31 protein-coding genes and 7 pseudogenes are annotated in these 23997 nt (G+C 46.7%); all 38 read left to right on the forward strand.

Annotation, left to right across the window (positions count from 1 at the left end; genetic code table 11):
* Position 1 precedes the first annotated feature (1 nt).
* On the forward strand, positions 2-1084 hold the full coding sequence (locus JCM10519_RS08650) for an ATPase (protein ID WP_054738629.1): 1083 nt from the start codon (positions 2-4) through the stop codon (positions 1082-1084).
* Positions 1081-1863 carry a substrate-binding domain-containing protein gene (locus JCM10519_RS08655; RefSeq protein WP_054738631.1) on the forward strand — a complete coding sequence of 261 codons (783 nt, stop codon included), beginning with the start codon at positions 1081-1083 and terminating at the stop codon, positions 1861-1863. The genes JCM10519_RS08650 and JCM10519_RS08655 overlap by 4 nt, the downstream gene beginning before the upstream one ends.
* The gene (locus JCM10519_RS28000) at positions 1823-2113 is read left to right on the forward strand and encodes a substrate-binding domain-containing protein (RefSeq protein ID WP_347843694.1); all 291 of its coding nucleotides are present in this window, start codon (positions 1823-1825) and stop codon (positions 2111-2113) included. The genes JCM10519_RS08655 and JCM10519_RS28000 overlap by 41 nt, the downstream gene beginning before the upstream one ends.
* 219 nt (positions 2114-2332) lie before the next feature.
* Positions 2333-3265, forward strand: a complete 933-nt coding sequence (locus JCM10519_RS08665; protein WP_347843597.1) for a TRAP transporter substrate-binding protein — start codon at positions 2333-2335, stop codon at positions 3263-3265.
* A gap of 227 nt (positions 3266-3492) precedes the next feature.
* Complete coding sequence (locus tag JCM10519_RS08670; protein WP_054738636.1) at positions 3493-3738, forward strand: PspC domain-containing protein; 246 nt, start codon at positions 3493-3495, stop codon at positions 3736-3738.
* A gap of 90 nt (positions 3739-3828) precedes the next feature.
* Positions 3829-4148, forward strand: a pseudogene (locus JCM10519_RS08675) (PadR family transcriptional regulator).
* A complete protein-coding gene (locus JCM10519_RS28005) occupies positions 4145-4276 on the forward strand; it encodes a hypothetical protein (protein ID WP_347843598.1) in 132 nt (43 codons plus the stop codon). The pseudogene JCM10519_RS08675 and the gene JCM10519_RS28005 overlap by 4 nt, the downstream one beginning before the upstream one ends.
* A gap of 131 nt (positions 4277-4407) precedes the next feature.
* Complete coding sequence (locus JCM10519_RS28010; protein ID WP_347843599.1) at positions 4408-4887, forward strand: hypothetical protein; 480 nt, start codon at positions 4408-4410, stop codon at positions 4885-4887.
* On the forward strand, positions 4884-5234 hold the full coding sequence (locus JCM10519_RS08685) for a hypothetical protein (RefSeq protein WP_054738637.1): 351 nt from the start codon (positions 4884-4886) through the stop codon (positions 5232-5234). The genes JCM10519_RS28010 and JCM10519_RS08685 overlap by 4 nt, the downstream gene beginning before the upstream one ends.
* A gap of 187 nt (positions 5235-5421) precedes the next feature.
* Positions 5422-5787, forward strand: a complete 366-nt coding sequence (locus tag JCM10519_RS08690) for a DUF4097 family beta strand repeat-containing protein (protein ID WP_054738639.1) — start codon at positions 5422-5424, stop codon at positions 5785-5787.
* 47 nt (positions 5788-5834) lie between these two features.
* Complete coding sequence (locus JCM10519_RS08695; RefSeq protein WP_054738640.1) at positions 5835-6023, forward strand: PspC domain-containing protein; 189 nt, start codon at positions 5835-5837, stop codon at positions 6021-6023.
* Between the two features lie 158 nt (positions 6024-6181).
* Positions 6182-6401, forward strand: a pseudogene (locus JCM10519_RS28015) (small, acid-soluble spore protein, alpha/beta type).
* Between the two features lie 135 nt (positions 6402-6536).
* Positions 6537-6962, forward strand: a complete 426-nt coding sequence (locus JCM10519_RS28020) for a cobalt-precorrin-5B (C(1))-methyltransferase (RefSeq protein WP_347843600.1) — start codon at positions 6537-6539, stop codon at positions 6960-6962.
* Between the two features lie 105 nt (positions 6963-7067).
* A pseudogene (locus JCM10519_RS28025) lies at positions 7068-7844 on the forward strand (cobalt-precorrin-5B (C(1))-methyltransferase); the annotation flags it as partial.
* Positions 7735-8412, forward strand: coding sequence for a precorrin-2 C(20)-methyltransferase (cobI, locus tag JCM10519_RS08710; protein WP_054738644.1), 678 nt, complete (start codon positions 7735-7737; stop codon positions 8410-8412). The pseudogene JCM10519_RS28025 and the gene cobI, both read left to right, overlap by 110 nt.
* Positions 8413-8414: 2 nt before the next feature.
* Positions 8415-9179: pseudogene (cobM, locus tag JCM10519_RS08715) on the forward strand (precorrin-4 C(11)-methyltransferase).
* A 140-nt stretch (positions 9180-9319) separates the two neighbouring features.
* Positions 9320-9531: pseudogene (locus JCM10519_RS28030) on the forward strand (cobalamin biosynthesis protein CbiG); the annotation flags it as partial.
* Between the two features lie 21 nt (positions 9532-9552).
* Positions 9553-9717 (forward strand): hypothetical protein, encoded by a 165-nt coding sequence (locus JCM10519_RS28035; RefSeq protein ID WP_347843704.1) that lies wholly within the window; start codon positions 9553-9555, stop codon positions 9715-9717.
* Positions 9718-9820: 103 nt separating this feature from the next.
* The gene (locus JCM10519_RS28040; protein ID WP_347843601.1) at positions 9821-10258 is read left to right on the forward strand and encodes a cobalamin biosynthesis protein; all 438 of its coding nucleotides are present in this window, start codon (positions 9821-9823) and stop codon (positions 10256-10258) included.
* Positions 10259-10334: 76 nt separating this feature from the next.
* A pseudogene (gene cobJ / locus JCM10519_RS08725) lies at positions 10335-11017 on the forward strand (precorrin-3B C(17)-methyltransferase).
* The gene (cobK, locus tag JCM10519_RS28045; RefSeq protein ID WP_347843602.1) at positions 11010-11774 is read left to right on the forward strand and encodes a precorrin-6A reductase; all 765 of its coding nucleotides are present in this window, start codon (positions 11010-11012) and stop codon (positions 11772-11774) included. The pseudogene cobJ and the gene cobK overlap by 8 nt, the downstream one beginning before the upstream one ends.
* Positions 11674-12477: a precorrin-6y C5,15-methyltransferase (decarboxylating) subunit CbiE gene (gene cbiE, locus JCM10519_RS28050; protein WP_347843603.1), complete on the forward strand. Its 804-nt coding sequence runs from the start codon at positions 11674-11676 to the stop codon at positions 12475-12477. The genes cobK and cbiE overlap by 101 nt, the downstream gene beginning before the upstream one ends.
* Positions 12478-12504: 27 nt before the next feature.
* Entirely contained in the window at positions 12505-13077 is a 573-nt protein-coding gene (gene cbiT, locus JCM10519_RS08735) for a precorrin-6Y C5,15-methyltransferase (decarboxylating) subunit CbiT (RefSeq protein ID WP_054738646.1), read from the forward strand.
* Positions 13070-14458 carry a cobyrinate a,c-diamide synthase gene (locus tag JCM10519_RS08740; RefSeq protein WP_347843604.1) on the forward strand — a complete coding sequence of 463 codons (1389 nt, stop codon included), beginning with the start codon at positions 13070-13072 and terminating at the stop codon, positions 14456-14458. Before cbiT ends, JCM10519_RS08740 begins: the two co-directional genes overlap by 8 nt.
* A gap of 38 nt (positions 14459-14496) precedes the next feature.
* Positions 14497-14940, forward strand: coding sequence for a nicotinate-nucleotide--dimethylbenzimidazole phosphoribosyltransferase (locus JCM10519_RS28055; protein WP_347843605.1), 444 nt, complete (start codon positions 14497-14499; stop codon positions 14938-14940).
* Positions 14937-15236: a nicotinate-nucleotide--dimethylbenzimidazole phosphoribosyltransferase gene (locus JCM10519_RS28060; protein WP_347843606.1), complete on the forward strand. Its 300-nt coding sequence runs from the start codon at positions 14937-14939 to the stop codon at positions 15234-15236. The genes JCM10519_RS28055 and JCM10519_RS28060 overlap by 4 nt, the downstream gene beginning before the upstream one ends.
* Positions 15205-15696, forward strand: coding sequence for a nicotinate-nucleotide--dimethylbenzimidazole phosphoribosyltransferase (locus JCM10519_RS28065; RefSeq protein WP_347843607.1), 492 nt, complete (start codon positions 15205-15207; stop codon positions 15694-15696). The genes JCM10519_RS28060 and JCM10519_RS28065 overlap by 32 nt, the downstream gene beginning before the upstream one ends.
* The gene (locus JCM10519_RS28070; RefSeq protein ID WP_347843695.1) at positions 15641-16015 is read left to right on the forward strand and encodes a bifunctional adenosylcobinamide kinase/adenosylcobinamide-phosphate guanylyltransferase; all 375 of its coding nucleotides are present in this window, start codon (positions 15641-15643) and stop codon (positions 16013-16015) included. The genes JCM10519_RS28065 and JCM10519_RS28070 overlap by 56 nt, the downstream gene beginning before the upstream one ends.
* A 4-nt stretch (positions 16016-16019) precedes the next feature.
* Complete coding sequence (locus tag JCM10519_RS28075; protein WP_347843608.1) at positions 16020-16187, forward strand: hypothetical protein; 168 nt, start codon at positions 16020-16022, stop codon at positions 16185-16187.
* Positions 16188-16281: 94 nt separating this feature from the next.
* Positions 16282-17313 carry a response regulator gene (locus JCM10519_RS28080; RefSeq protein WP_347843609.1) on the forward strand — a complete coding sequence of 344 codons (1032 nt, stop codon included), beginning with the start codon at positions 16282-16284 and terminating at the stop codon, positions 17311-17313.
* Positions 17297-17599 carry a hypothetical protein gene (locus JCM10519_RS28085; protein WP_347843610.1) on the forward strand — a complete coding sequence of 101 codons (303 nt, stop codon included), beginning with the start codon at positions 17297-17299 and terminating at the stop codon, positions 17597-17599. The genes JCM10519_RS28080 and JCM10519_RS28085 overlap by 17 nt, the downstream gene beginning before the upstream one ends.
* Positions 17600-17685: 86 nt before the next feature.
* Positions 17686-17913 carry a helix-turn-helix domain-containing protein gene (locus JCM10519_RS28090; protein ID WP_347843611.1) on the forward strand — a complete coding sequence of 76 codons (228 nt, stop codon included), beginning with the start codon at positions 17686-17688 and terminating at the stop codon, positions 17911-17913.
* Positions 17910-18941, forward strand: coding sequence for a cache domain-containing protein (locus JCM10519_RS28095; protein ID WP_347843612.1), 1032 nt, complete (start codon positions 17910-17912; stop codon positions 18939-18941). The genes JCM10519_RS28090 and JCM10519_RS28095 overlap by 4 nt, the downstream gene beginning before the upstream one ends.
* The gene (locus JCM10519_RS08760; protein WP_347843613.1) at positions 18889-19824 is read left to right on the forward strand and encodes a histidine kinase; all 936 of its coding nucleotides are present in this window, start codon (positions 18889-18891) and stop codon (positions 19822-19824) included. Before JCM10519_RS28095 ends, JCM10519_RS08760 begins: the two co-directional genes overlap by 53 nt.
* 394 nt (positions 19825-20218) lie before the next feature.
* Positions 20219-20890, forward strand: a complete 672-nt coding sequence (locus tag JCM10519_RS08765; protein WP_347843614.1) for a sugar ABC transporter permease — start codon at positions 20219-20221, stop codon at positions 20888-20890.
* Between the two features lie 21 nt (positions 20891-20911).
* Positions 20912-21223, forward strand: coding sequence for a hypothetical protein (locus tag JCM10519_RS28100; RefSeq protein WP_347843615.1), 312 nt, complete (start codon positions 20912-20914; stop codon positions 21221-21223).
* A gap of 37 nt (positions 21224-21260) precedes the next feature.
* Positions 21261-21746: a carbohydrate ABC transporter permease gene (locus JCM10519_RS28105; protein ID WP_347843616.1), complete on the forward strand. Its 486-nt coding sequence runs from the start codon at positions 21261-21263 to the stop codon at positions 21744-21746.
* 69 nt (positions 21747-21815) lie between these two features.
* Positions 21816-23991 (forward strand): annotated as a pseudogene (gnpA, locus tag JCM10519_RS08775) (1,3-beta-galactosyl-N-acetylhexosamine phosphorylase).
* The last annotated feature ends 6 nt before the right edge of the window (positions 23992-23997 follow it).

Below are 23997 nucleotides of genomic sequence, written 5' to 3' on the forward strand. Positions count from 1 at the left end.
GATGGGAAACTTAAAAGCAAAGGGACAGGACAAGAAAGGCGGTTCGTTCAACAAGCTAAATGCAGCCACACGCCGGGCAATCTACTCATTGTGCATCCTTGTGGGACTGTTTGTGCTGTTTTCAATTCTTCAGCCTGCTAAATTTTTAGCTCCGGCCAATCTGCAGAATCTTCTGCAGCAGATCGTTACCTATACCATCATCGGCTGCGGCCTGACCTTCTGTCTGGTCTGCGGAGGAAACGATTTATCCGCCGGCGCTTCCATGGCATTGTCAGGCATTATTATGGTATCACTTCTGATGCAGGGACTGCCTCTTGTGGTATGCATCGCGCTTTGCCTGGTCATGGGTATTATGACAGGTATTATGAATGGTTTTTTTATAGAAATTCTGGGTGTTGTGCCCTTTGTTGCAACTTTGGCAACCCAGTGGGTATACCGGGGCATGGCAAACGTGCTGGTAAACGGTGCGCCTCTGTATACCACCAACATTCCTTCTAAGGCCATACAAAAGCAGTTTTACGTTCTGGGCGGCGGAAGGATCGGAGGGGATGGACTTCCCTACAGCGTTATCATCACTCTGGTATATGCTTTGGTTTTAGGGATCGTTCTTGCAAAAATGCGGATTGGACGCCAGATCTATGCCTGTGGTTCAAACCTGGAGGCTGCTAAGCTTTCCGGCATTAATGCAGTAAAAACCCGTATGTTTGCATATTGTATTTCCGGTTTGTCCGCAGCGATCTGCGGAATCCTGGTTGCTTCCCGTCTTTCCAGCGCCCAGCCTACGGCAGGAAACGGATATGAGATGGAAGCCATTGCAGCGTCCGTGTTAGGAGGAATCTCTATCCTTGGCGGAGAAGGAACGATACTTAATACAGTAATCGGAGCCTTGATGATGGGAGTAATCAGGAACGGACTGAACTTAAACGGTGTCAATTCGTTCTGGCAGCAGATGATTGTAGGTATTATCCTGCTGATCGCAGTGGCATCCCAGACGGCGAAAAAGAGTGGAGACTTAGGGGCAATCAAGCGGTTTTTTTGGCTTGAAAAAATAATAACAATCAATTCAGGAGGAAAAGAAGAATGAGAAAAGTAACGGCAGTTTTGTTGGCAGCGGCTATGGCAGTTGCCGGTCTGACCGGCTGTGGAAGCCAGTCAAGCAGCACTACCACCGCGGCAGCAGAATCCAGCCAGGGGGCAGCTGCTGAAAAGACGGAGGAATCGAAAGATTCAGCCAAGGGTGAAAAGGCAAAAGGCGACAAAACCATTTACGTAATTGTAAAGGTTCTGGGAAACCAGTACTGGAGCGTGCTTCAGGCCGGCGCAGAACAGGCTGGTAAGGAACTGGGCTGCAACGTAGTAGTAGTAGGAACCGCTCTGGAGTCAGATATCGAAGGCCAGCTTACCCTGCTGCAGAATGCAGTATCCGCACAGGCAGATGGAATCGTTATTGCTCCTCTTGACAGTGTATCTCTTGACGCTCCTATTACAGAGGCGTATAATTCAGGTATCCCTGTAGTTCTGGTGGATACGGTGATCAACAGCGAAAACTACAGCGCAGCTCTTCTGACCAACAACGTGGAAGCAGGAAAGGTTGCTGCTGAGGAACTGATCCGCAGAATGAAAGATCAGGGAGTTTCTGAAACAGAAGATGCTCAGGTCGCCATTCAGGTTGGCTCCACCGGTTCTCAGACCATCAATGACCGCGTTAAGGGCTTTAATGAGTACTGGAATGATAATGCGCCTGAAAAATGGCAGGTTTTAAGCAATGATATTAAGGTAAACGATGGGGATATCAGCAAGGCAGTAGCTTTGCCAGGACTTTATCACCACATATCCGAACTTAAAGGCAGTATTTGGTCCTAACAACGGTTCTACCGTAGGCTTTGTAACCGGCCTTACAGAAACCGGACGCACTGACATCTCCATGGTTGGATTTGATTTCTCTGCGGAAATTGAAACCATGATCCGCAGCGGCGAATACGATGTGTCTTCTGTAGTACAGCGCCAGTTTTACATGGGATATGACGGCGTAAAAACAGCTCTTGAGCTGTCCGACGGAAACCAGGTTAGAGAAAAAAACTGTAGATACAGGCGTTATCCTGGTAAACACTGAAAATGTGGATGACCCTGAGGTACAGAGCATCATCAATCCATAATTTAAAAATCATATAAATATCAAACGCTTCCTCTGTGCCCAGGGGAGGCGTTTTGGGGGTAGAAGGAATGAACAAACAGATTGTAAAAAGGGTGGCCTGGTTCTTTTTTTGCGGCAGCTGCCGCTTGCTTTTTTTTCGCTCTCCTGAAATTGGGAAATCAGGGAAATGCCCTTTTAATGGGAAGCCGGAAGGAGGCACCGGAATATGTGTTTTCCTATGCGGATAACCAGCCAGAGGATTATCCCACGGTACAGGGTGCAAGAAAATTTGCGGAGCTGGTGCAGGAAAAGACATCCGGAAGAATCAGGATCAATGTGTTTGCAGGCGGTGAAATGGGGAACGAAAATGAAGTAGTGGAGCAGCTGCAATACGGCGGGATCGATTTTGCCCGGGCTTCGGTTATGATGCTGACCGATATAAAACCTAAGTTTAATGTGCTGCAGCTTCCTTATCTGTATCGGGATGAAACGCATATGTGGAAGGTATTAGATGGAGAAATTGGAGAGGAATTTAAGACGGAGCTTAAAGGAAGCGGTCTGGTGGCTCTTTCCTGGTATGATGCAGGCGCCAGGCATTTTTATAACTCCTCCGGTCCCATAGAACGTATGGAAGATATGAAAAAAATGCGCATTCGCGTTGCCAATTCCGACATGATGTCGGCTATGGTGGAGGCTTTGGGAGCCAGGGCAGTGCCAATGCCTTATTCCGAAGTATATGCGGCTCTGGAGACCAAAAGCATTGATGGTGCGGAAAACAACTGGCCTTCCTATGAAACTATGAGGCATTATGAGGTGGCGAAATACATCACCCTGGATGCCCACAGCCGGATCCCTGAGATGCAGCTTGCCTCTCAGGCTACCTGGGAGAAGTTAAGCGAGGCGGACAGGGAAATCATTTCGGCCTGTGCAGAAGAGTCCGCCAGGTATGAAAGAAGGCTGTGGGAGATACGTGAACAGAGTGACAGGGAGCGGCTGATAAAGGCCGGCTGTGTTGTCACGGAGTTAAGTGGGAAGGAACAGGTGCGCTTCCGGGCGGCCGCCATGACGGTTTATCAGATGTATTGCATTGAATATATTGATGTGGTGAACCGGATCTCCCAGATACGGTGACGGATTGTTTTTGGAAACAGGATAGGGAAATCATAATGGATGCGTTCATGCTGAATTACTTGAATGCATCCGTTTTTTTAGTTTCTCTTAAGGGGAGGTTAAAAAATTTTTAATTAGATGTTGACAAGTAATATTATATCGCATATAATAATATTATACGACGTATAATATAGGGAATAAAATAATATTATATATCAGTTCAATAGAAGAAAGGAAGGTGGGCAATCGTGGAACCAAAACGTTTGTACCGGTCTGTAAAGAACAGAGTCCTCTGCGGTGTATGCGGTGGCATTGGAGAATATTTTCAGGTAGATCCTGTTATGATAAGGCTGATTTGGGTTCTTTTGATGTTTCTTCAGTCATGGCGCCATTTGTTCCGTTCGTTCATGGGGTTTTCCCTGGTGGGAGGAAGTCTGGTTCTCTACATCATTGCTGCGGTCATCATACCCCAGGCGCCAAAGGATGAAGCATAACAGGGTTTTTTTTAAGTATCAGGAATACACCCTTCGGGTATACCTGTATGCCCAGAAAACGTAGGCAAGAATAAGGATAGGAGTGGGAACATGGTTTTTAACACAGGAGCAGCATTATTGGACGCCATTGTCCTTGCGATAGTGTCAAGGGATCAGGAGGGTACCTATGGTTATAAAATCACGCAAGACGTGAGAAACGTCATTGAGATTTCAGAATCAACCTTTATCCGGTACTCCGAAGATTGCAGAAGGAAGAGTGTCTGGAGGTTTATGATCTGGCATTTGACGGAAGAAACCGAAGATATTATAGGATTACGGAAAAGGGAAGAGTTCAATTGAATCTCTATAAAGGTGAGTGGGAAAGCTACTCCCAGAAGATATCCCGGATTTTTGAGGAGGCACATATATGAGCAGGGATGAGTTTATGAGAGAGCTGGAATATCTGCTTTCGGATATTCCAGATAATGAAAAGGCGGATGCATCGGATATTACAGGGATTACCTGGAAGAAGCAGGTCCGGAAAATGAAGAAAAGGTAATCAGGGAATTTGTAAGCCCTGAGCGCATAGCGGCCATTATCCGCTCGGACATATCCGGGAATTTAAAGGATGGGGGAGAATTCACGGAGACCGGTTATCAGGATGAACGGTTTAAAGATCCAAATTACCAGATGGCAAAGCGGTATGATCTTCCTGAGGTATCCGATGATAACCGGAACGGTCACCAAGGACCGGATAAAAAACATGGCGGGCGAAGAAGGGGCATGGATGGGAATAAGACGGCGAAAACTGTTTTATGGATCATTTTAATTATTGCAGCTTCGCCTATGCTGCTGGGAATAGGAGGCGGTCTTGCAGGATTGATAGGAGGAATTTTTGGCTGCCTAGTGGCAGCAGTCGTTGGAGTCGGAGCTCTGACCTTTGCCTTTCTTGCGGCCGGGGTCTGTATGATCTTAGCCGGTGTTGTCTCTATGGTGATTCATCCCTTAAGCGGAGCCCTGCTTTTAGGACTGGGAATTTTGCTTCTTGGCCTGGGACTGATTGCCCTGGCTGTCTGCAGTGCTTTTTATGGAAGCTTTCTTCCATTTCTTTTCAGGAGCTGTGTGAACGTCCTTAGCAGATTATTTCACGGAAGGAGAGGCCGTTTATGAAGAGGTTTGTAAAGATATGTTTGATCGCCGGAAGTGCCTGCGTTCTGATCGGCGGGGGAATTTCAGCCGTATCCGCTGTGCTTGGAGGAAGTTTAAGTGAAATAGTACCCCAAAGAGCCCTTGAGTGGAGAAGAGAGATATCAGGAGTTAACCTGGATGGTTTCTGGGAAGGGGTAGATTTTGACGATATTTACATTCCCGAAGTTTCTAATAAGGAAGAAAAGGGACAGGAAATTTTTTCTTCTCCGGAAGTAAAAAAACTGGATATAGTAATACGGTCAGGAAATGTTATTTTTGTGGAGGGTCCCAAGGGAAGTGAAGTAAAGGTTTTTTTGCAACAGAGATAAAACCTGTTTTAACTTATACGAAGATAATGGTGATCTGGAGCTTCAGGAATATGATGGCTGGGAAAGAAGGGAAGGCCCGGAACTGATTTTTACGGTCCAGGTACCAAAGGATTACCGTTTTTCCGAGGTTGAATTAAAATCCGTTCATTCAAACCGGTTTTTAGGCGGGGAAGGTTCCGGTCCGGCTATGATGGCCCGGGTACTGTCCGCGGAAGAATTGAATATTGAAGCACAGGTGGGCGCCGTAAAAATCGATAGTGGCAGCGTGGGAAACCTTTACGTGAAATGCAATGCAGGCGCTGTGGAGTTTTCCGGAACAACTTCCGGTGACATTGAAGCGGAATGCCAGGTGGGTGCCATAAGGCTTGAACTTGCAGGAAAAAAGGAAGATTATAATTACGATATCAAGTGCAGTATGGGAGCCGTAAAGATCGCAGATGAAGGCAGTGCGGCCTTAAAGGGCAGAAAGCAGACGGATAACGGGGCCGGAAAAGATATGGAACTGGAATGCAAAACAGGAGCCATACAGGTGGATTTTATGAATGAATTATAATATAATTTTAGAATTTACAGGTCAAAGGACAGAAAGGAGATACAAAAATGGAAGACAATCAGAAAAAATTATACCGTTCTGATACAGACAAAATGCTTTGCGGTGTATGTGGCGGAGTTGCAGAATATTTTAACGTGGATTCTACTCTTATCCGGCTTTTGTGGGCAGTGCTGGCTTGCTCAGGCCCGGGCATTGTGGCCTATTTTATTGCGGCAATCATCATTCCCAGAAGATAAAAAGAGATTTTCAAAGGCAGAAAGCAGAAAAAAACAGGCTGCAGCGGACCAGAGTTCCGCTGCAGCCCGTTTTTTTGAAAATACTGGAATAAATATACGTTTAATTCTCCTGGCAGGGGGCATACTCTCTTTAGATTTAAGAAAAGGAGATGCAGAAAATGCCAAAGGTAAAGAAAAACGAACCATTTGATCCTCGCAATATGAAGCCGGAGGAAGTACTTAAATTTGAGATTGCCACAGAGCTTGGTCTTGGTGATAAGGTAATACAGAGCGGATGGCGCAGCTGAGCGCAAAGGAAAGCGGCCGGATCGGAGGCTGATTACAAAAAGAAAAAGAGAAATGAAGAACGAAGCCCTGTCAAAGGGTGAAGAAGCATAGGGAAACAAAGAGGAAAATGAAAACTCAGGAATTTTCTTGCACCAAAGGGGAAAATATTTTATAATGTACCTCAAAGAGGAAACAGCAAGTACCCTCCTGATGCCCGGAAAGCATGGGCAGGAAAGATGCAGGAAGATGGAGAAAAAGGAATTAAGAAGCGGATTCACTACGGGAACCTGTGCCGCTGTTGCTGCCAAAGCAGCGGCGGTCATGCTGTTGACCGGGCGTGAATTACAACATATGAAGCTTATGATGCCTAAAGGAAGGTCGGCTGATCTTCCTGTTTTTCATGTTATCATAAAACAGGATAAGGCAGAATGCGCTGTTAAAAAGGATGCAGGAGATGACCCGGATGTGACACATCAGGCCATGGTGTTTGCTGCCGTTAAGTATTCTGATGAAAAGGAAGTAGAGCAGGCTGCCGGGATCTACCGCAGGGACGGAGAGGAGGGGAAAGGCCCTCTTTTCCTCACTGCCGGCGAAGGAATCGGCTGGGTGACAAGGCCGGGATTATCCTGTCCTGTAGCATGCCGGCCATTAACCCGGTTCCCCGTGACATGATATTCCGGGGGGTGGAGGAAGCCAGGAGAGAAGCCGACTTTGATGGTTCTTTAACAATCACCATCTGGATTCCGGAAGGAAAAAAACTGGCGGAAAAAAACCTTTAATTCCAGGCTGGGAATTGAAGGTGGCCTTTCCATACTGGGGACAACAGGAATCGTAAAGCCCATGAGCGAAGAGGCGCTGATTGCCACCATACGCTTAGAATTGCATATGAGGGCAGTGGCAGGGCTGAAACGGGTGATCCTGGTTCCGGGAAATTATGGAGAGGCTTTTATCCAGGAAACACTTGGACTTGACCTAAAGGCTGGGGTGATCTGCAGCAATTTTATAGGGGAAGCTTTAAAAGCGGCAGGTGAAGAAGGATTTGACCAGATCCTGTTTGCAGGGCATATAGGGAAACTAATTAAGACTGCAGGAGGCGTACCCAATACCCATTCAAAATATGGGGACCGCCGTATGGAAATATTGTGGGAATGTACTGTCCCTTTCTCAGAGGACAGAGACGGATTAAAAGATAAGATATTGACAGCCAATACCACGGAGGAGGCCGCAGGAATCCTTAAAAGCTGCGGGATTTTAGAGCCTGTCATGGAAGAGGCTGTAGACAGGATCCAGAGATATATGACCCTCTGGTCAGGCGGGAGAAAGGTAGAACTGGTGACATTTTCCACGATGTACGGTATACTGGGAATGAGCCGGGGAGCAATGGAACTTATCGGATTGTTTTCCGGGGCAGCGGCCGGACAGAAAAAAACGGGAGGAATAAACAATGGCTGGAATCATGTACGGGATCGGAGTAGGTCCGGGAGATCCGGAGCTTATGACATTAAAGGCGGTAAAAAGGATCAGGGAATTAAAGGTCATTGCCATTCCCCATAAAAATAAAGAACAGTGTACAGCGTATCAGATCGCAAGGCAGGCGGTACCGGAAATTGAAGAAAAGGAATGCCTTTATCTGCACATGCCCATGACAAAGGATGAAAATGTGCTTAAGGAAAGCCATGATCTGGCGGCAAGGACGGTAATGGAGTATCTGGAGAAGGGGGAGGATGTGGGATTTATCACCCTTGGAGATGTAAGCATTTATTCCACCTTTGTCTATCTTATGGAACGGCTTTGGAAGGAAGGCTATGACACCCGCTTAGAAAGCGGAATCCCATCCTTTTGCGCCGTGGCGGCAAGGCTTGGAATCTCTCTTGTATCAGGGGCAGAGGAGCTTCATATCATACCGGCCTCTTACCAGGTAAGGGATGCCTTAAAGCTTCCGGGTGTAAAAGTGCTTATGAAGGCAGGCAGACAGATGGAAACGGTGAAAAGAGAATTAAAAGACTGTGGAGCCAGCGTTGTGATGGTGGAAAACTGTGGTATGCCGGATGAACGGATCTATGGTTCCCTGGAGGAGATTCCAGAGGATGCCGGCTATTATTCTTTGGTGATTGTGAGGTAATTATGATACATATCGTAGGAGCAGGTCCGGGAGCACCGGACTTAATTACAATAAGGGGCAAGGAGTTGCTTGGCAGGGCAGATGTGATCATTTATGCAGGTTCCCTGGTAAATCCGGCCCTTCTGGAATATAGAAAAGACCAGTGCCAGGTTTTTGACAGTGCTAAAATGACCCTTGAGGAAGTGATTGCTGTTATGGAGGAGGCAGAGCGGGAAGGCAAGATGACGGTAAGGCTCCATACCGGCGATCCCTGCATTTATGGTGCAATCAGGGAGCAGATGGATGAGCTGGAGGAAAGAGGAATCCCTTATGAAGTATGTCCGGGAGTCAGTTCTTTTTGCGGCGCAGCTCTTCCCTTAAGATGGAATATACCCTGCCAGGTGTGAGCCAAAGCGTGATCATTACCCGCATGGCAGGCAGGACGCCTGTGCCGGAGCGGGAATCCATCGCTTCCTTTGCAGCCCATGGAGCCACTATGGTGATTTTTTTTAAGCACCGGAATGCTGGATCAGCTTTCAGAAGAGTTGATAAAAGGTGGATATTTTCCGGATACGCCTGCTGCCATTGTATACAAGGCCACCTGGGAGGACGAAAAGACAATAGTCTGTACGGTGGAAAGCTTAAGTGCAAGCGCCAGGCGGGAGAATATAAGGAAAACAGCCCTGATTCTTGTGGGCAATGCGGTTGCCCAGGACAGCTACCAGCGTTCCAAGCTTTATGACCCGGTTTTTACTACGGAATACCGGAAGGGAACGGGGGAGGAATGATGAAGCTTTCCATCATTTGTTTTACGGAGGCGGGAGCCAGGCTGGGCGTAAAGCTTTTAAAAGAATTTTTAAAAGACGGACAGCCCTGTGAAGTCCATGGATCAGAAGGGCTTTGCAAGTCCTGCCCTGGTGGGGATCTTATGATCCCTGTTTCCACATCCCTGTCAGAATGGACAAAGGAACAATTTTTACAGAAGGAAGGCATTGTGTTCATAGGAGCGGCAGGCATTGCTGTCCGGGCAATTGCACCCTTTCTAAGGAGTAAGGCAGAGGATCCGGCCGTGGTGGTCATGGATGATATGGCAGATTCTCCATTTCTCTTTTATCCGGCCACCTGGGAGGAGCCAATGAACTGGCGGAGCGGCTGGCAGGAATGGTGGGCGGTCAGGCGGTGATTACCACTGCAACGGACATCCATGGCAGTTTTGCTGTGGATTTATTTGCCAAGGAGCAGGGACTGGTCATTACAGAATTAAAAAAAGGTGAAAGTGATTTCCTCTGCCATCTTAAAGGGAGAAAACGTAGGGTTTCACTGTGATTTTCCGGTCTCAGGAAAGCTCCCTCCAGGGCTTGTCCCAGGGGAGGCATGGGGGACAAATCTTTGGATCACCATAAAGGAGGAATCTCAGGAGGAGTTCCTTATGGAGTCCTTAAAGCTGGTTCCAAGGCTTCTGGTTCTGGGAATCGGCTGCAGAAAAGGGGTTTCAGGTGAGACCATAGAAAGAGTCATTAACCAGGTTTTCAAGGAATGGAACTTATCTACGGAAGGACTGGCCGCATGTGCCAGCATTGATATAAAGAAGGAAGAAGAGGGAATCTGCCGGTTTGCTGCTTCAAAAGGGATCCCGTTTTATACATTTTCAGCGGGCGTGCTTGAGGAAACGGAAGGGGAGTTTTCTTCCTCTTCTTTTGTAAAGCAGGTCACAGGAGTTGATAATGTATGCGAGCGGGCAGCCCTTGCCTGTGCAAAGGAATTGGGAGGCGGCAAACTTCTGGTAAAAAAAGCAGGCGGCAGACGGAGTAACGGCAGCTGTAGCTGTCAGGGATTGGGTGCTGGATATGCAAGCATATCCCCTTGATCCAATAGGAGGCAAATGATGAAAAAAATCAGGAAAGCTTTACGTGGTAGGGATCGGACCGGGTTCCTATGAGGATATGACCATAAGGCTATAAAGGCGCTGGAAGAAAGTGAGGTCATTGTAGGGTATACTGTATACATAGATCTGATCAAGGAGCATTTCCCTCATAAGGAGATGCTTACCACGCCCATGCGCAGGGAACAGGACCGGTGCCAGATGGCCATTGATGAAGCAAAAAAAGGGAAAACCGCGGCAATGGTCTGCAGCGGAGATTCAGGTGTTTACGGCATGAGCGGATTGATCCTTCAAATGGCCCGGCAGGAAGAGGGCCTTGAGATTGAGATTATACCCGGTGTGACTGCAGCCTTAAGCGGAGGAGCCGTTCTGGGAGCCCCTCTGGGACATGATTTTGCGGTGATCAGCTTAAGCGATCTGCTCACCCCCATGGAATTAATTGAAGACAGGCTTAGGGCTTGTGCCCAGGCAGACATGGTCATCTGTCTTTATAATCCTTCCAGTAAAAAGAGGGCCGGATATTTGAAACGGGCCTGTGAGATCGTAATGGAATATAAAAGCCGGTCAACAATATGCGGCCTTGTAAAAAATATTGGCAGGAAAGAGGAAGAAATGGCGGTCATGACCCTGGAAGCACTAAAGGATACCCAGACAGATATGTTTACCACCGTTTATATAGGAAATTCCATGACAAAATTGATTAATGGCAGAATGGTAACACCGCGAGGATACAAAAATGTGTAAGGTTCTGATTTTCGGAGGCACCACGGAGGGCCGGATTCTGGCGGAGTACTGCCATGAAAAGAAAATACACGCATGGGTCAGTGTGGCCACAGGATATGGAAGAGCGGTACTTTTGGAAAGTGAGTATCTCCATATTCATGAAAGCCCCATGGCTGCCCATGAGATGGAAGGGTTTATAAAACAAAACGGCATCACCCTTGTACTTGATGCTACCCACCCCTATGCCACGCTGGCAAGCGAGAACATACGCTCCGCCTGCAAAGGGACAGGAACTTCCTGCATAAGGGTCGTAAGGGAGCCTTCTGCTGAGGGAAAGCCGGGAGAACAGGGGGAAGGAAAGGTCCTGTGGGTCTGTGACCTTAAGGAAGCAATTCTTGCCTTACATGAAATACCTGGAAATATTCTTGTCACAACAGGAAGCAAGGAGCTTTCAGCCTTTACCGGACTGGATTCCTGGGAGGAACGGGTTTTTGCCAGAGTCCTTCCCGGCATATCCGTAATCTCTGCCTGCGAACAGATGGGATTTAAGGGGAAACACTTAATTGCCATGCAAGGTCCTTTTACAGCCGAGATGAACCGGGCTATGATAAGGCAGTATGACATTTGCTGTCTTGTGACAAAAGAAGCAGGAAATGCAGGAGGCTTTCCGGAAAAAAATGGAAGCAGCGGCAGACTGCGGGATAACGGCAGTCGTCATCGGACGTCCTGGAAAAGAAGAAGGAGTTACAGTAAGGGCTGCAAAGAAGCTTTTATCTGATTATATAGAGGAGAAATTCCAGTCTCAGGCAATGCCGGAGATTCATGCCCGGCCTGGGAAGCGAAAAGTATCCCTGATCGGAACCGGCATGGGCGGAGAAGATCAGATGACCGTAAAGGCATGGAAGGAATTGCAGCAATGTGATGTGGTCTTTGGAGCAGAGCGGATGCTCTCCGGCATTTCTTCCCCAATTCCCCATGCCGTAAAAATTCCCTTTTATACAAGCAGGGACATCCTGCCCTGGCTTGAGGAGCATAAGGAGTTTGCCAGAATCGGAATCCTGTATTCCGGTGATACAGGCTTTTACAGCGGGGCCAAAAAGATGGCAGAAGCATTGGGGCAGGAACCATATTGCCAAAGATATGACACGGTGGTTCTTCCGGGGATATCATCGGTTTCCTACTTGTGCTCCCGGTTAAAAACGGACTGGGAGGATGTTCGGCTTGTGAGCCTTCATGGCCGGACCTGTGACATCATAAAGGAATTGACCCTTAATCCCAGGGTATTTGTCCTGTTGGACGGTATCAATACGGTGAAAAGCCTGTGCCGCCTTCTTAAGGAGCAGGGACTTCAGAAGGTCAGGCTGTCCGTAGGAGAGAGGCTTTCCTATCCGGATGAACGCATAACCGTTGGAACGCCGGAGGAACTGGAAGAACAGGATTTTGATCTGCTGTCAGCTGTATTGATAGAGAGGCAAGGTTGAAAGAAAAACGTCCTTAGGAGGCAATGAATGAGAGATGAACTGTTTATCCGGGGAGATGTGCCCATGACGAAAAGTGAGGTAAGGGCTGTTTCCATATCAAAGCTGGAGCTGGAACCGGATTCCGTCCTGTATGATATAGGGGCCGGGACCGGCTCCGTATCCATAGAAGCGTCCCGGTATCTCACAGACGGCCGGGTCTATGCAATTGAAAAAAAGGCGGAAGCCATTGACCTTATAAAGGCCAATAAGGAAAGATTCAGGGCAAGCTGCCTGGAAATCGTTGAGGGGGCTGCGCCAGAGGCATTAGGGGGTCTTGAAGCCCCTTCCCACGTATTCATCGGAGGAACCTCCGGTACCATGGATAAAGTGCTTTCTCTGGTTTTAAAGAAGAATCCAAAGGCCAGGATCGTAATCAATGTAATTGCCTTGGAGTCCCTGGCAGAAATCCTTTCCTGGCTGAAAATCCATTCTGTCACTGCGGAAATCGTACAGGTTCAGATATCCAAAGGGAGGCAGGCCGGAGACTATCATCTGATGATGGGCCAGAACCCGGTCTATGTGGTTTCTTTTGGCGGGGAAGGGAGGAACAACCTTGAATAATTCCTATCCCAGGCTGATGCTTGCCGCCCCTAAAAGCGGCAGCGGAAAGACCATGATGACCTGCGGGCTTTTAAATGCGCTTCTTATAAGGAAGCTGTCCTGCCGTTCCTTTAAATGCGGCCCGGATTATATTGATCCCATGTTTCATAAATATGTGCTTGGCATTGACGGGGGAAATCTGGATACCTTTTTCCTGGATAAAGAGCAGGTCAGAGAGCAGTTTTCAGACCAGGCAAGGGGAGCCGGAATTTCTGTTATTGAAGGCGTTATGGGGTATTATGACGGAGTGGGAGGAGATACCACTGAGGCAAGCTCCTATGAGGTGGCATGTGCTCTGGATATGCCGGTTGTCCTGGTTTTAGACTGCAAGGGAGCCAGCCTGTCCCTTGCAGCAGTGGTGAAGGGCTTTCTGGAATACAAGGAAAACAGCCATATAAAGGGCGTGATCTTAAACCGGACCTCTTCTGTTATGGCAGAACGGCTGAAGCCGGCCATGGAAGAACTGGGAGTACATGTTTACGGATATTTGCCGGAATGCAAGGAGGGGGCTTTGGGAAGCCGTCACTTAGGCCTGGTGCTTCCGGGGGAATTAAAGGGCTTAAAAGACCAGCTTAATCAGCTAGCCATGAAGCTGGAGACCACAATAGACATCAATGGACTGATTAAGCTGGCCCAGGATACCAGGCCTTTACCGCCTTCCCAGGCCGGACTAAAGAGACGGGTTTCTGATGCGCCCATAGGAAGAGAAGTACTGATAGGAATGGCGTTAGATGAGGCTTTCTGCTTTTATTATCAGGAGAATTTAAGGCTTCTTAAAGAAATGGGAGCAAAGCTCATACCCTTTAGCCCGATCCATGATAAGAGGCTGCCGTCCGGGATCCGCGGCCTTTTGCTTGGCGGAGGCTATCCGGAGCTTTATTGCCGGGAGCTGTCGGAAAATGAAGCCATGCTCCGGGACATAAGGCAGGTGTCAGAACGCGGCCTTCCCATACTGGCTGAATGCGGGGGATTCCTGTATCTCCATGACCAGCTGGAAACAAAGGATCATGAAACATATCCAATGGCCGGCATCATCCATGGAAAGGCATTCTGGGCAGAACGCCTGCTCAGGTTTGGCTATATTGAGGCATTTCCCAAAGCAGATATCCCATTCTTGAAAAAGGGTGAGTCCATCCGTGGCCATGAATTTCATTATTGGGACAGCACCAATAATGGAGGCTGTATGGAAGCAAAGAAACCAGGCGGAAGAAAAAGCTGGGACTGCGTTCATGGGAAAGGTAATTTACTGGCAGGCTTTCCCCACTTTTATTATCCTTCCAACCCTGCATTGCCAAAGCGTTTTGTGGAGGCCTGCCGGGAGTTAAGGGAAGGAGAAGAATAAACAATAGAATAATCTTTGACTTGGAAAGGTTTCAAACAATGAATGAAGAATTAAGTACATATCTTTCACAGATCCGGACCCTAAGCGCTTCCTCTATGGAAATAGCCCGTAAACGGTGGTCCCAGGTAGCAAAGCCTCTTAATAGCTTAGGCGTCCTGGAAGATGATATCATAAAGATTGCAGGCATAAGGGAAACCTCAAAGGTGGATATAGAGAAACGGGCCCTTGTCATTCTTTGCGCAGACAATGGGATCGTGGAGGAAGGAGTCACCCAGACCGGCAGGGAAGTGACCGCTCTTGTGGCCGAGAACATGACAAATGGAAACAGCAGCGTCTGCATCATGGCAGAACAGGCAGGGGTGGATGTATTCCCTGTGGATATAGGGGTTGCCAGAGATTTAAATTCCGGCTTTTCTCACCCTCTTTTTTGCAGAAAGATCGCTTACGGGACAAAAAAAATTTCCGGAATGAACCTGCCATGAAACGGGAGGAGGCAGTCCGGGCCATAGAAACCGGCATGAAACTGGTGGAGGAACTGGCAGAAAAAGGCTATCAGCTCATCGCTACCGGAGAAATGGGAATCGGAAATACCACCACCAGCAGCGCGGTCGCCTCCCTTCTATTAAAAAAAGCCCCGGAAGCACTGACCGGAAGAGGGGCAGGATTAAATGACGAGGGCTTAAGGCGGAAGCTTGAAGTGATAAAAAAAGGCGGTAGAACAATATGGCCCGGTATGCCGGGATACGGTGGATATACTTGCAAGTGTAGGAGGATTTGATCTGGCGGGGCTTACCGGCGTATTTTTAGGCGGTGCCATTTACCGGATACCGGTACTGGTGGATGGATTTATTTCTGCCGTTGCCGCACTTTCGGCTGACCGTATTTATCCTGGCTGCCGGAACTTTATGCTGGCTTCCCATGTTTCAGCAGAGCCTGCAGGCAGGCTGCTTCTTGATGAGCTGGGGCTTGAACCCTTCATACAGGCAGGAATGTGTCTGGGAGAGGGGACCGGAGCCGTGGCAGCAATACCTCTTCTTCATATGGCGGCTGGCGTTTATAATACAATGAGCTCCTTTGAAGACATACAGATTGAGGCATATAAGCCATGGGAGGCGTGTAATGATCACTCTGGTTATTGGCGGAAGCGGAAGCGGAAAATCAGAATATGCGGAAAGCCTGGTGATGAGCCTGGGACAGGGGAGGCGGATTTATATTGCCACCATGAAACCATGGGATGAGGAATGCAGGCGCAGAATTGAACGCCACAGACAGATGAGGGCAAAAAAACAGTTTGAAACCATAGAATGCTACCGCAATTTAAAGGGACTGAAGCTGGACATAAACGGGCAGCCGACCGTGGTTCTTTTAGAATGCATGTCAAATCTGGTATCCAATGAGCTTTTTGGTCTTGGGGAAGAGGGGGAAGCCCCATGTATGGAAGGCGCCTTGGCGGCTGCGGAGATTTTGGAAGGAATCGGGAAAATAAAGGAAAAGGCTGAACATATTGTCATCGTAACAAATGAGGTTTTTTTCCGATGGGGACAGCTACAGCAGTGAGACCATGGCTTACCGGAAGGTTCTTGGCGGGATCAACCAGAAAATAGCAGAAGTTTCTGATGTGGTGATTGAGGTGGTTGCCGGAATCCCGGTTGTGGTGAAAAAAAATGAATCAAAATCGTTGTGCAATGGCTTACCAAAGCTGCAGCACAGCGGTTTTTTTAACGGTTAAAAACAGTAAAAAGGCAGAACCGGCAGGCAAAGGGAAAAGAAGCTTGAGTAAATAAAGAAGTTTGTTATATAATATGGCGGGATGGAGGTCTGAAATGTATAAACTACTGATAGTGGAAGATGAAAAGTCAATTGCATACGGAATCGCAAACAGCATTGAATGGGAAAAGTGGGGATTTGTTATCAGCGGCGTCTGCGGCAATGGAATAGAGGCGCTGGAACAAATCGAAAAGGACAAACCCCATGTGGTGCTTTCCGATATCCGGATGCCGGAAATGGATGGGGTGGAGCTGATGCAGCATTTAAGCCAGCATTACCCGGAAATCAAGATCATTATTCTAAGCGGATACAATGATTTTGAATATTTGCAGATGTCCATTAAAAACCGGGTCATGGAATACTTACTAAAGCCCACGGACCTTGATGAATTTGAAGTGACCTTCCGGAAAATAAAAGAACGTCTTGATGAGGAAGGAAAAAAGGAATTAGAAGAAAGAGAATTAAAGTCAGCCTATGAAGAGAGCAGGGGCTTAAAGCTTAGAAGAACATTCAACGCTTTGATCAAGGGATATGGCTACCATGAGGAAGAGATGGAGGAAGAATTCTTCCGCAAGGGAGAAAACTGGTATGGTGTGATACTGATCCATCCGGATGTGCCAAATACGGAAGATAAAAACGCCTTCTATCAGGATCAGATGAAGGTGGAGAAGATATTAAACGAGAAGTTTTCAAAAGAAGGGATTGCCGGAACCTATGTCCTGAACTTTGAGGAAAAGATAACCGGGATCTTAAGCGCTGGAGAAGAACCCCAGGAAGAGGAACTGTATTCTTATGTCAGGGAAATGGCAGAGGTAGTCTTACAGGAGAACGGCATTCCCATTTATGCCGGTATCAGCAATTTTTATACAGATTTCCAGATGCTTCCCCAGTGCTATGAACAGGCAAAATGCTGTGCCAGCCAGAAGATTTACAGCGAGGGAAAGAACCTGGTCATGACCTATAAGGAGATACAGGAAGCAGATTTTGATTACTATGCGGTTTCCTTTGATACGGGCCAGATTTTAAAGGAAATCATGGAACAGGAAGAAAATAAGGCAGAGGAAATTTTAAATGGGATTTTTTTCTGAATTCAAGGGAAAGGTGATTCTGGATTATGATTACATTAACCGCTTAAGCCTTGAGCTGCTGTTTAATTTGTCCCGGGCATTACTGCGCTATGGCGTCCGGCTGGAAAAAGTGATGAAAAAGCTGGACTGCACCTATACCGGCATTTATCCCTTAAAAAGCCTTCATGAGAAAAAAAGAATTTTTATCCCGGATCCTTCGGGAGGTTTCAAAGGAAATGGCGGATATGAAGGGAGAATGGAAGAGCCAGAGCAGCCTTGCCCAGAAGATCAGGGAGATTGTGGATGAGGAATACGATTCCAATCAGATTTCCCTGGAATACGTGGGGTCAAAGGTGCATAAGAATTCTGCCTATATTTCCAAAATATTTAAAAATGAATTCGGGTGTAATTTCAGCGATTACATCATTACAAAGAGACTGGAAAAAAAGCAAGAAGCTTCTTGCGGATCCTGCAAGGAAGATCTATGAAATTTCCGAGGAAATGGGCTGGGCCGATGTATCCAACTATATTAAGCTGTTTAAGAAAAAGTACGGGATAAGTCCGAAAGAGTACCGGAACATTATCCAGCCGGAGGGAGGAAGTGCAGAAAAAAAACAATGAAAATGAATAAGGGAAAGGGGCAGGCAAAGAAAAGAAATATCGGATTAAAGCGCAGGATGCTGTACGGCATTCTCCAGGTGCTTATCCCGGTTATTATGATCATAACCATACTGTTCTGGCATACGCGAAAGGTTATGAGACAGGAGTACATGCGCACGACTCAGGGCCGGGTCACGGATATTGCCAATAAGATTGATGCAAAGCTTCAGGATATTTACAGCGTTTCCGACAATTTTGCAGCCAATGACCAGCTTGATGAATACATTGAAAAAGAATATTCCCCACAGGAACAGTTGTATAAAAAGCTTGACATTGTAAGGATTTACAGCAACATTTTCGGAGCCTATGATATGCTGAACCAGCGGGTGAGGATCAGCGCCATCTATACGTACAAAGGAGAATTATTTAATTTCCTGGACCCCAATAATGATACAGAAGAGGTGATTCATAAACTGCGGGCCATGAACATTGAGGACCCCGACCTCCTGATGAAATTCCGCTGGTATCCTCTTCAGGACAACTTCCTTCTCAGTGACGTGCCAGGGGAGGTCCGGGCCAGAAAGGCCGTGATGGGCATTCGAAGGATCTATTCCTGGAAAAAGGGAAGATATGAATATGTGCAGCTGTTTGCCTTAAAAGAGAAGGATATCTATGATCAGTATGCGGAACTGGCAAAATCCATTCCAGGTGATATCTACGTGATCACAGAAGATGGCAAACTGATTTCCTCCAGCAATGAAAAGGCTGTTGCGGCAGGAGAGATTTCAGAAAAGCTGAAAGGAAAGATCCTGGATCAGACGGGAAATTTAAAAGAAGGATGGGAAGCTTTCGGAAATCAGATGATCCAGGTAAAGGCTTCCGACGTAAATGACTGGAAGATCGTTATGGTAGTTCCCATAAAATCGGTCACAAGGGAAGTGGATGTGCTCTACTACAGGATCTTCCTGGTCATGGTGGCATGCGTGGCTTTTGTGCATGATGATACTATATTTATACAAAAGCTTCATGGACCCCATTGGAAAGCTTAACGCCTCCATGAAAGAGGTGTACGGAGGAAATTTAAACGCCTATGTTGAGGTAAAACAGAAAAATGAAGTGGGGGATATGATCCGCTATTACAATTCCATGCTGGAACGGATCAATACCCATATCATTGAAGGGCTGCAGTCTGACCGGAAGAAAAAGGAGCTGGAGCTGGAAGTGCTCATGAGCCAGATCAATCCCCATTTTCTCTATAATACCCTGGAAAATATCGTATGGATGTCCAATGAGGCAGGAAGGCCGGACATTGGCAGGACAGCTGCTTCTCTAGGAAGAATGTACCGCTTATCCATAAGCGGAGGACAGGTCATCGTCCCAATGGAACATGAGATCGAACATCTTATGGCTTACGTAAAGATTCAGAAAAACCGTTATAAGGATGAGTTTGAATTCGATCTTCGGACGGATATGCGGCAGATCCATGAACTGTTTTCCTTAAAAATAATTATGCAGCCAGTGGTGGAAAATTCCTTCCTGTACGGTATGACAGGTTTAAAGCAGCCCATGATGATCCATCTTACGGTCAAGGAAAAAGGCCAATGGGTCGTGATAAAAGTTATGGATAATGGACGTGGCATGGACAAGGAGAAATTAAGGGAAATACGGGATCAGATCCGGTTTGGAAAAGCAGGAAAGGATGAGGAGGAGCAGAACCGGTGCAGCAGCGGAATCGGACTTCACAGTGTGGAATCCAGGATCAAGCTGTACTTTGGAGTGGACCGGGCTGTTTCCATCTACAGCAAAAAGGATGCAGGAACCCTGACCGTTATACGGATCCCAAGAATTACCGTGGAGGATATTGATGAACACGGTAATTTAACCTCATCAAGCAGGGAAGCGGATTGCGAATATCCAATTCAGGAAAAGTAAATAAAACAGCTTAAAAATCGAAAATAACCAACAAATACAAAAATCGACCTATGTTTATTGGGAAAAAATCCGTTAGAATAGAAGTAAGAGAAAGGTTTTTATTCCTATGAGCCTTTCTACCTAAAATAAAAAGCGGGAGGCAGGCCCATGAGCAAGGAAAAAGCACCAGTATTAAAAACAAAAGAAAAGACATCCATAGCCCAGAAAAAAAGAGAACAGGTATGGGTGGCTGTTTATTTCGCCCTACCTGATTTTTTTCACTGTTTTCACCGGCATTCCTTTTGTAATCGCAATTGTGATGTCGTTTTTAAACATGAAATATATTACAAGGTTAGACAATCTTAAATTTGTAGGGCTTCAAAACTTTATAAAGGTATTCACCAACAAGGAGATTATGGAATCCCTCATAAGAACCTTCCAATATTCCCTGGTATATGTGCCTCTTATCATGATCCTTGGATTTGTGCTGGCATTTATGTTAAATAACGGAGTCTATATGAAAAAGGCCATGCGTTCCCTGGTATTCATGCCTTATGTATCCAACATGGTGGCAGTGGCCGTAATCTTTAAGGTGCTGCTTGGAAATAACAGTCCTGTGATTGTTGCTTTAAGAAATATGGGATTTGATCCGCCCTTACTTTTACTGAATTTAAAGCTGGCTCTTCCTACGGTGGCTATGATTTCCGTATGGAAAGGCGTTGGCCTTAACATGGTGGTTTATCTTGGAGCGCTGCAGGAGGTGCCGGCTGAGCTGCTGGAAGCGGCGCAGATTGACGGGGCAACAAAATGGCAGCGGATTCGCAATATCATCATACCTATGATTTCCCCCACCACCTTTTTCCTGGTAATCAGCTCCATTATCGGTTCCTTCCAGAACTTTACCTGTATACAGGCTCTTACTGAGGGAGGTCCGGGACAGGCGACTACCGTTATGTCCGTAAATATTGTCCGTACTGCATTTACAAAATATGAAACCAGTCTGGCAAGTGCAATGGCTTTCGTCATGTTTGCACTGGTCATGATCGTAACGCTGATCCAGTGGCGCGGACAGAAAAAAATGGGTTAATTATTAAGGGAGGGATCATCAATGACAAGCAAAAAGAAAAGTTTAAAGATAGCACTTACAGTTTTTATCCTGTTGATCGGGCTGGCATCTAATTTTCCATTCCTGTTCATGATCTCCTCTTCCTTTAAGGTAAGCGGAGAGGTCATGAAATTTCCATGGCATTTGATTCCGGAAAACCCCACCCTGATGAACTTTCAGGCATTATTGACAAACGGTATTTATAACTTTCAGAAATGGTATTTAAACACGGTTGTCATGACGGCCCTTACCATTGTAATTAAGATATTTTTTTGTAAGCTTTACGGCATATGGTTTTGCAAGAATAAAATTTAAGGGAAAAGACGCAATATTTCTGATCTTGCTGTCAGCCATGATGATTCCCAGCGATATCATGATCTTACCGAGATACATGATATTTAAAAATTTACACATTCTGGATACCATGTGGTCATTGATCCTGCCAAGCTGTGTTGACGTGTATTTTGTATTCCTGCTGCGCCAGTCCTTTGTTTCAATTCCGGACTCCTTAAGTGAAGCGGCCAAAATTGACGGCTGCGGTCATTTGCGCATTTATTGGCAGATTATTTTCCCATTGGCAAAACCGGCCATTGCGACCATGGCACTATTTTCCTTTACATGGTCCTGGAATGACTATATGGGACCCTATCTGTATATATCAACCATGGATAAGCAGATGCTGTCCGTTGGAGTAAAGCTTTTCTCCTCTGGTCTGATCCAGGATTATGGTAGTCAGATGGCTGCGGCAACGGCTGTGCTGCTGCCCATTCTGGTGGCCTTCCTGTTCTGCCAGAAGTTTTTCATCGAAGGCGTTGCTTCCTCCGGTGTAAAGGGATAACAAATAAAATGTAAGGCAGGTTAAAATGCCTTTGGAATTAGAAAAGATAACATAGAAAGGGGATATAAGATGGAAAAAAAACTTACCGGAAGAGTCACTGTTCCCACGGATGTGGATATGATCCAGGAGACTAAGGAGATTGCAAAGCGATGGGGAGCCGATGCGCTGCGGGATTGTGACGGGACGAATATGCCGGATGAGCTTAAGAAAATGCCTGTCAAGATCTACTCTACCTATTATACTACCAGAAAGGACAACGAATGGGCGAATGCAAACCCGGATGAAGTCCAGCAGGTATATTTGATGACAGAGTTTTACACGGCAATGGAAAAGGGAGAGCTTCGCATCCCTTTGATGAAGCATCTGTATAAGGATCAGTTAAAGCCCAATACCCTTCATGACATCAAGCGCTGGTGGGAGGTCGTGGACCGCACAACAGGGGAACCCTTAGGAGCGAATGCATGGGAATATGATGAAAACACCCAGGAGGTCATTATATTAAAGCCTGAAAGGTATCACGATTATACGGTAAGCTTTCTGGCGTTTATCATCTGGGATCCGGTTCATATGTATAACTTTATTACCAATGACTGGCAGGATGTGGAGCATCAGATCACCTTTGACGTGCGCCAGCCAAAAACCCAGAGCCATGTGATCGAAAAATTAAAACTCTGGATGGAGGAAAACCCGGACAGCAATGTGGTGCGTTTTACAACGTTTTTCCATCAGTTTACCCTTGTATTCAATGAATTTGCAAAAGAAAAGTTTGTTGACTGGTTTGGATACAGCGCCAGTGTCAGCCCTTATATTCTAGAGCAGTTTGAAAAAGAGGCCGGTTACCCCTTCCGTCCGGAATATATCATTGACCAGGGGTATCATAACAACACCAACCGGGTGCCGTCAAAGGAGTTCCGGGATTTCCAGGAATTCCAGCAGAGAGAGGTTTCCAAGCTCATGAAAGTCCTTGTGAATATCTGCCATGATTACGGCAAGGAAGCCATGATGTTTTTAGGGGATCACTGGATCGGAACGGAACCATTTGGAGAGTATTTTAAAAACGTAGGACTGGATGCGGTAGTGGGAAGCGTGGGAAATGGAACCACTCTTCGCCTGATTTCCGATATTCCGGGAGTAAAGTATACGGAGGGCCGTTTTCTGCCTTACTTCTTCCCGGATGTATTCTGCGAAGGGGGAGACCCCATCAAAGAGGCAAAGGTAAACTGGGTGACTGCAAGGCGTGCCATCTTAAGAAAACCGGTTGACCGGATCGGCTACGGCGGATATTTAAAATTAGCCCTGGATTTCCCGGAGTTTATCCAATACATTGAGGAAGTCTGCGATGAATTCCGTCTTCTTTACGAAAATGTGGGAGGACAAAGCCCATACAGCCACTTTAAAGTGGGAGTGCTGAACTCCTGGGGGAAGATCCGTTCCTGGGGAACCCATATGGTAGCCCATGCCATTGATTATAAGCAGACCTATTCCTATGCAGGAGTGCTGGAAGCCTTAAGCGGAATGCCTTTTGACGTGGAGTTCATCAGCTTTGAGGACGTGATCGCAGATCCGGATGTGTTAAAGAAATGCAAGGTAGTGATCAATGTGGGCGATGCCTACACAGCTCCCAGCGGCGGGGCATATTGGACCAATCCAAAGGTCAGCAGCGCTGTAAAAGCCTTTGTAGCCCTTGGAGGCGGATTCATCGGAGTAGGAGAGCCGTCAGCCTGCGAATATCAGGGCAGGTATTTTACCCTGGCAAATGTTCTTGGAGTAAACAAAGAAGTGGGCTTTTCTATGTCAACAGATAAATATAACTGGGAAGAGCACAGCCATTTTATCACAGAGGAATCCTCCGGGAACATTAATTTCGGGGAAGGGATGAAGAACATCTATGCTCTTTCCGAAGCGGAGATCTTAAAAAAGGACGGGGAAGATGTCCAGATGGCTGTCAACCGGTTCGGAGACGGAAGAAGCGTTTATATCAGCGGAATCCCTTATTCCTTTGAAAACTCCAGGATGCTTTACCGGGCAATTTTCTGGGCAGCAGGCATGGAGCAGGAAATGAAAAAAATGGTATAGCAGCAACTATAATGTGGAAGTCAATTATTATCCGGCTACCGGCAAATATTGTATCGTAAACAACACGTATGAGCCTCAGGAAACCATGATTTATGACGGAAATGGCAAAGAGTGCTCTATGCAGTTAAAGGCAAATGATATTTTGTGGTTTTCATTTTCACAAAATTAGAAAGGA

The sequence above is a fragment of the Clostridium sp. NkU-1 genome (genome assembly GCA_001312405.1).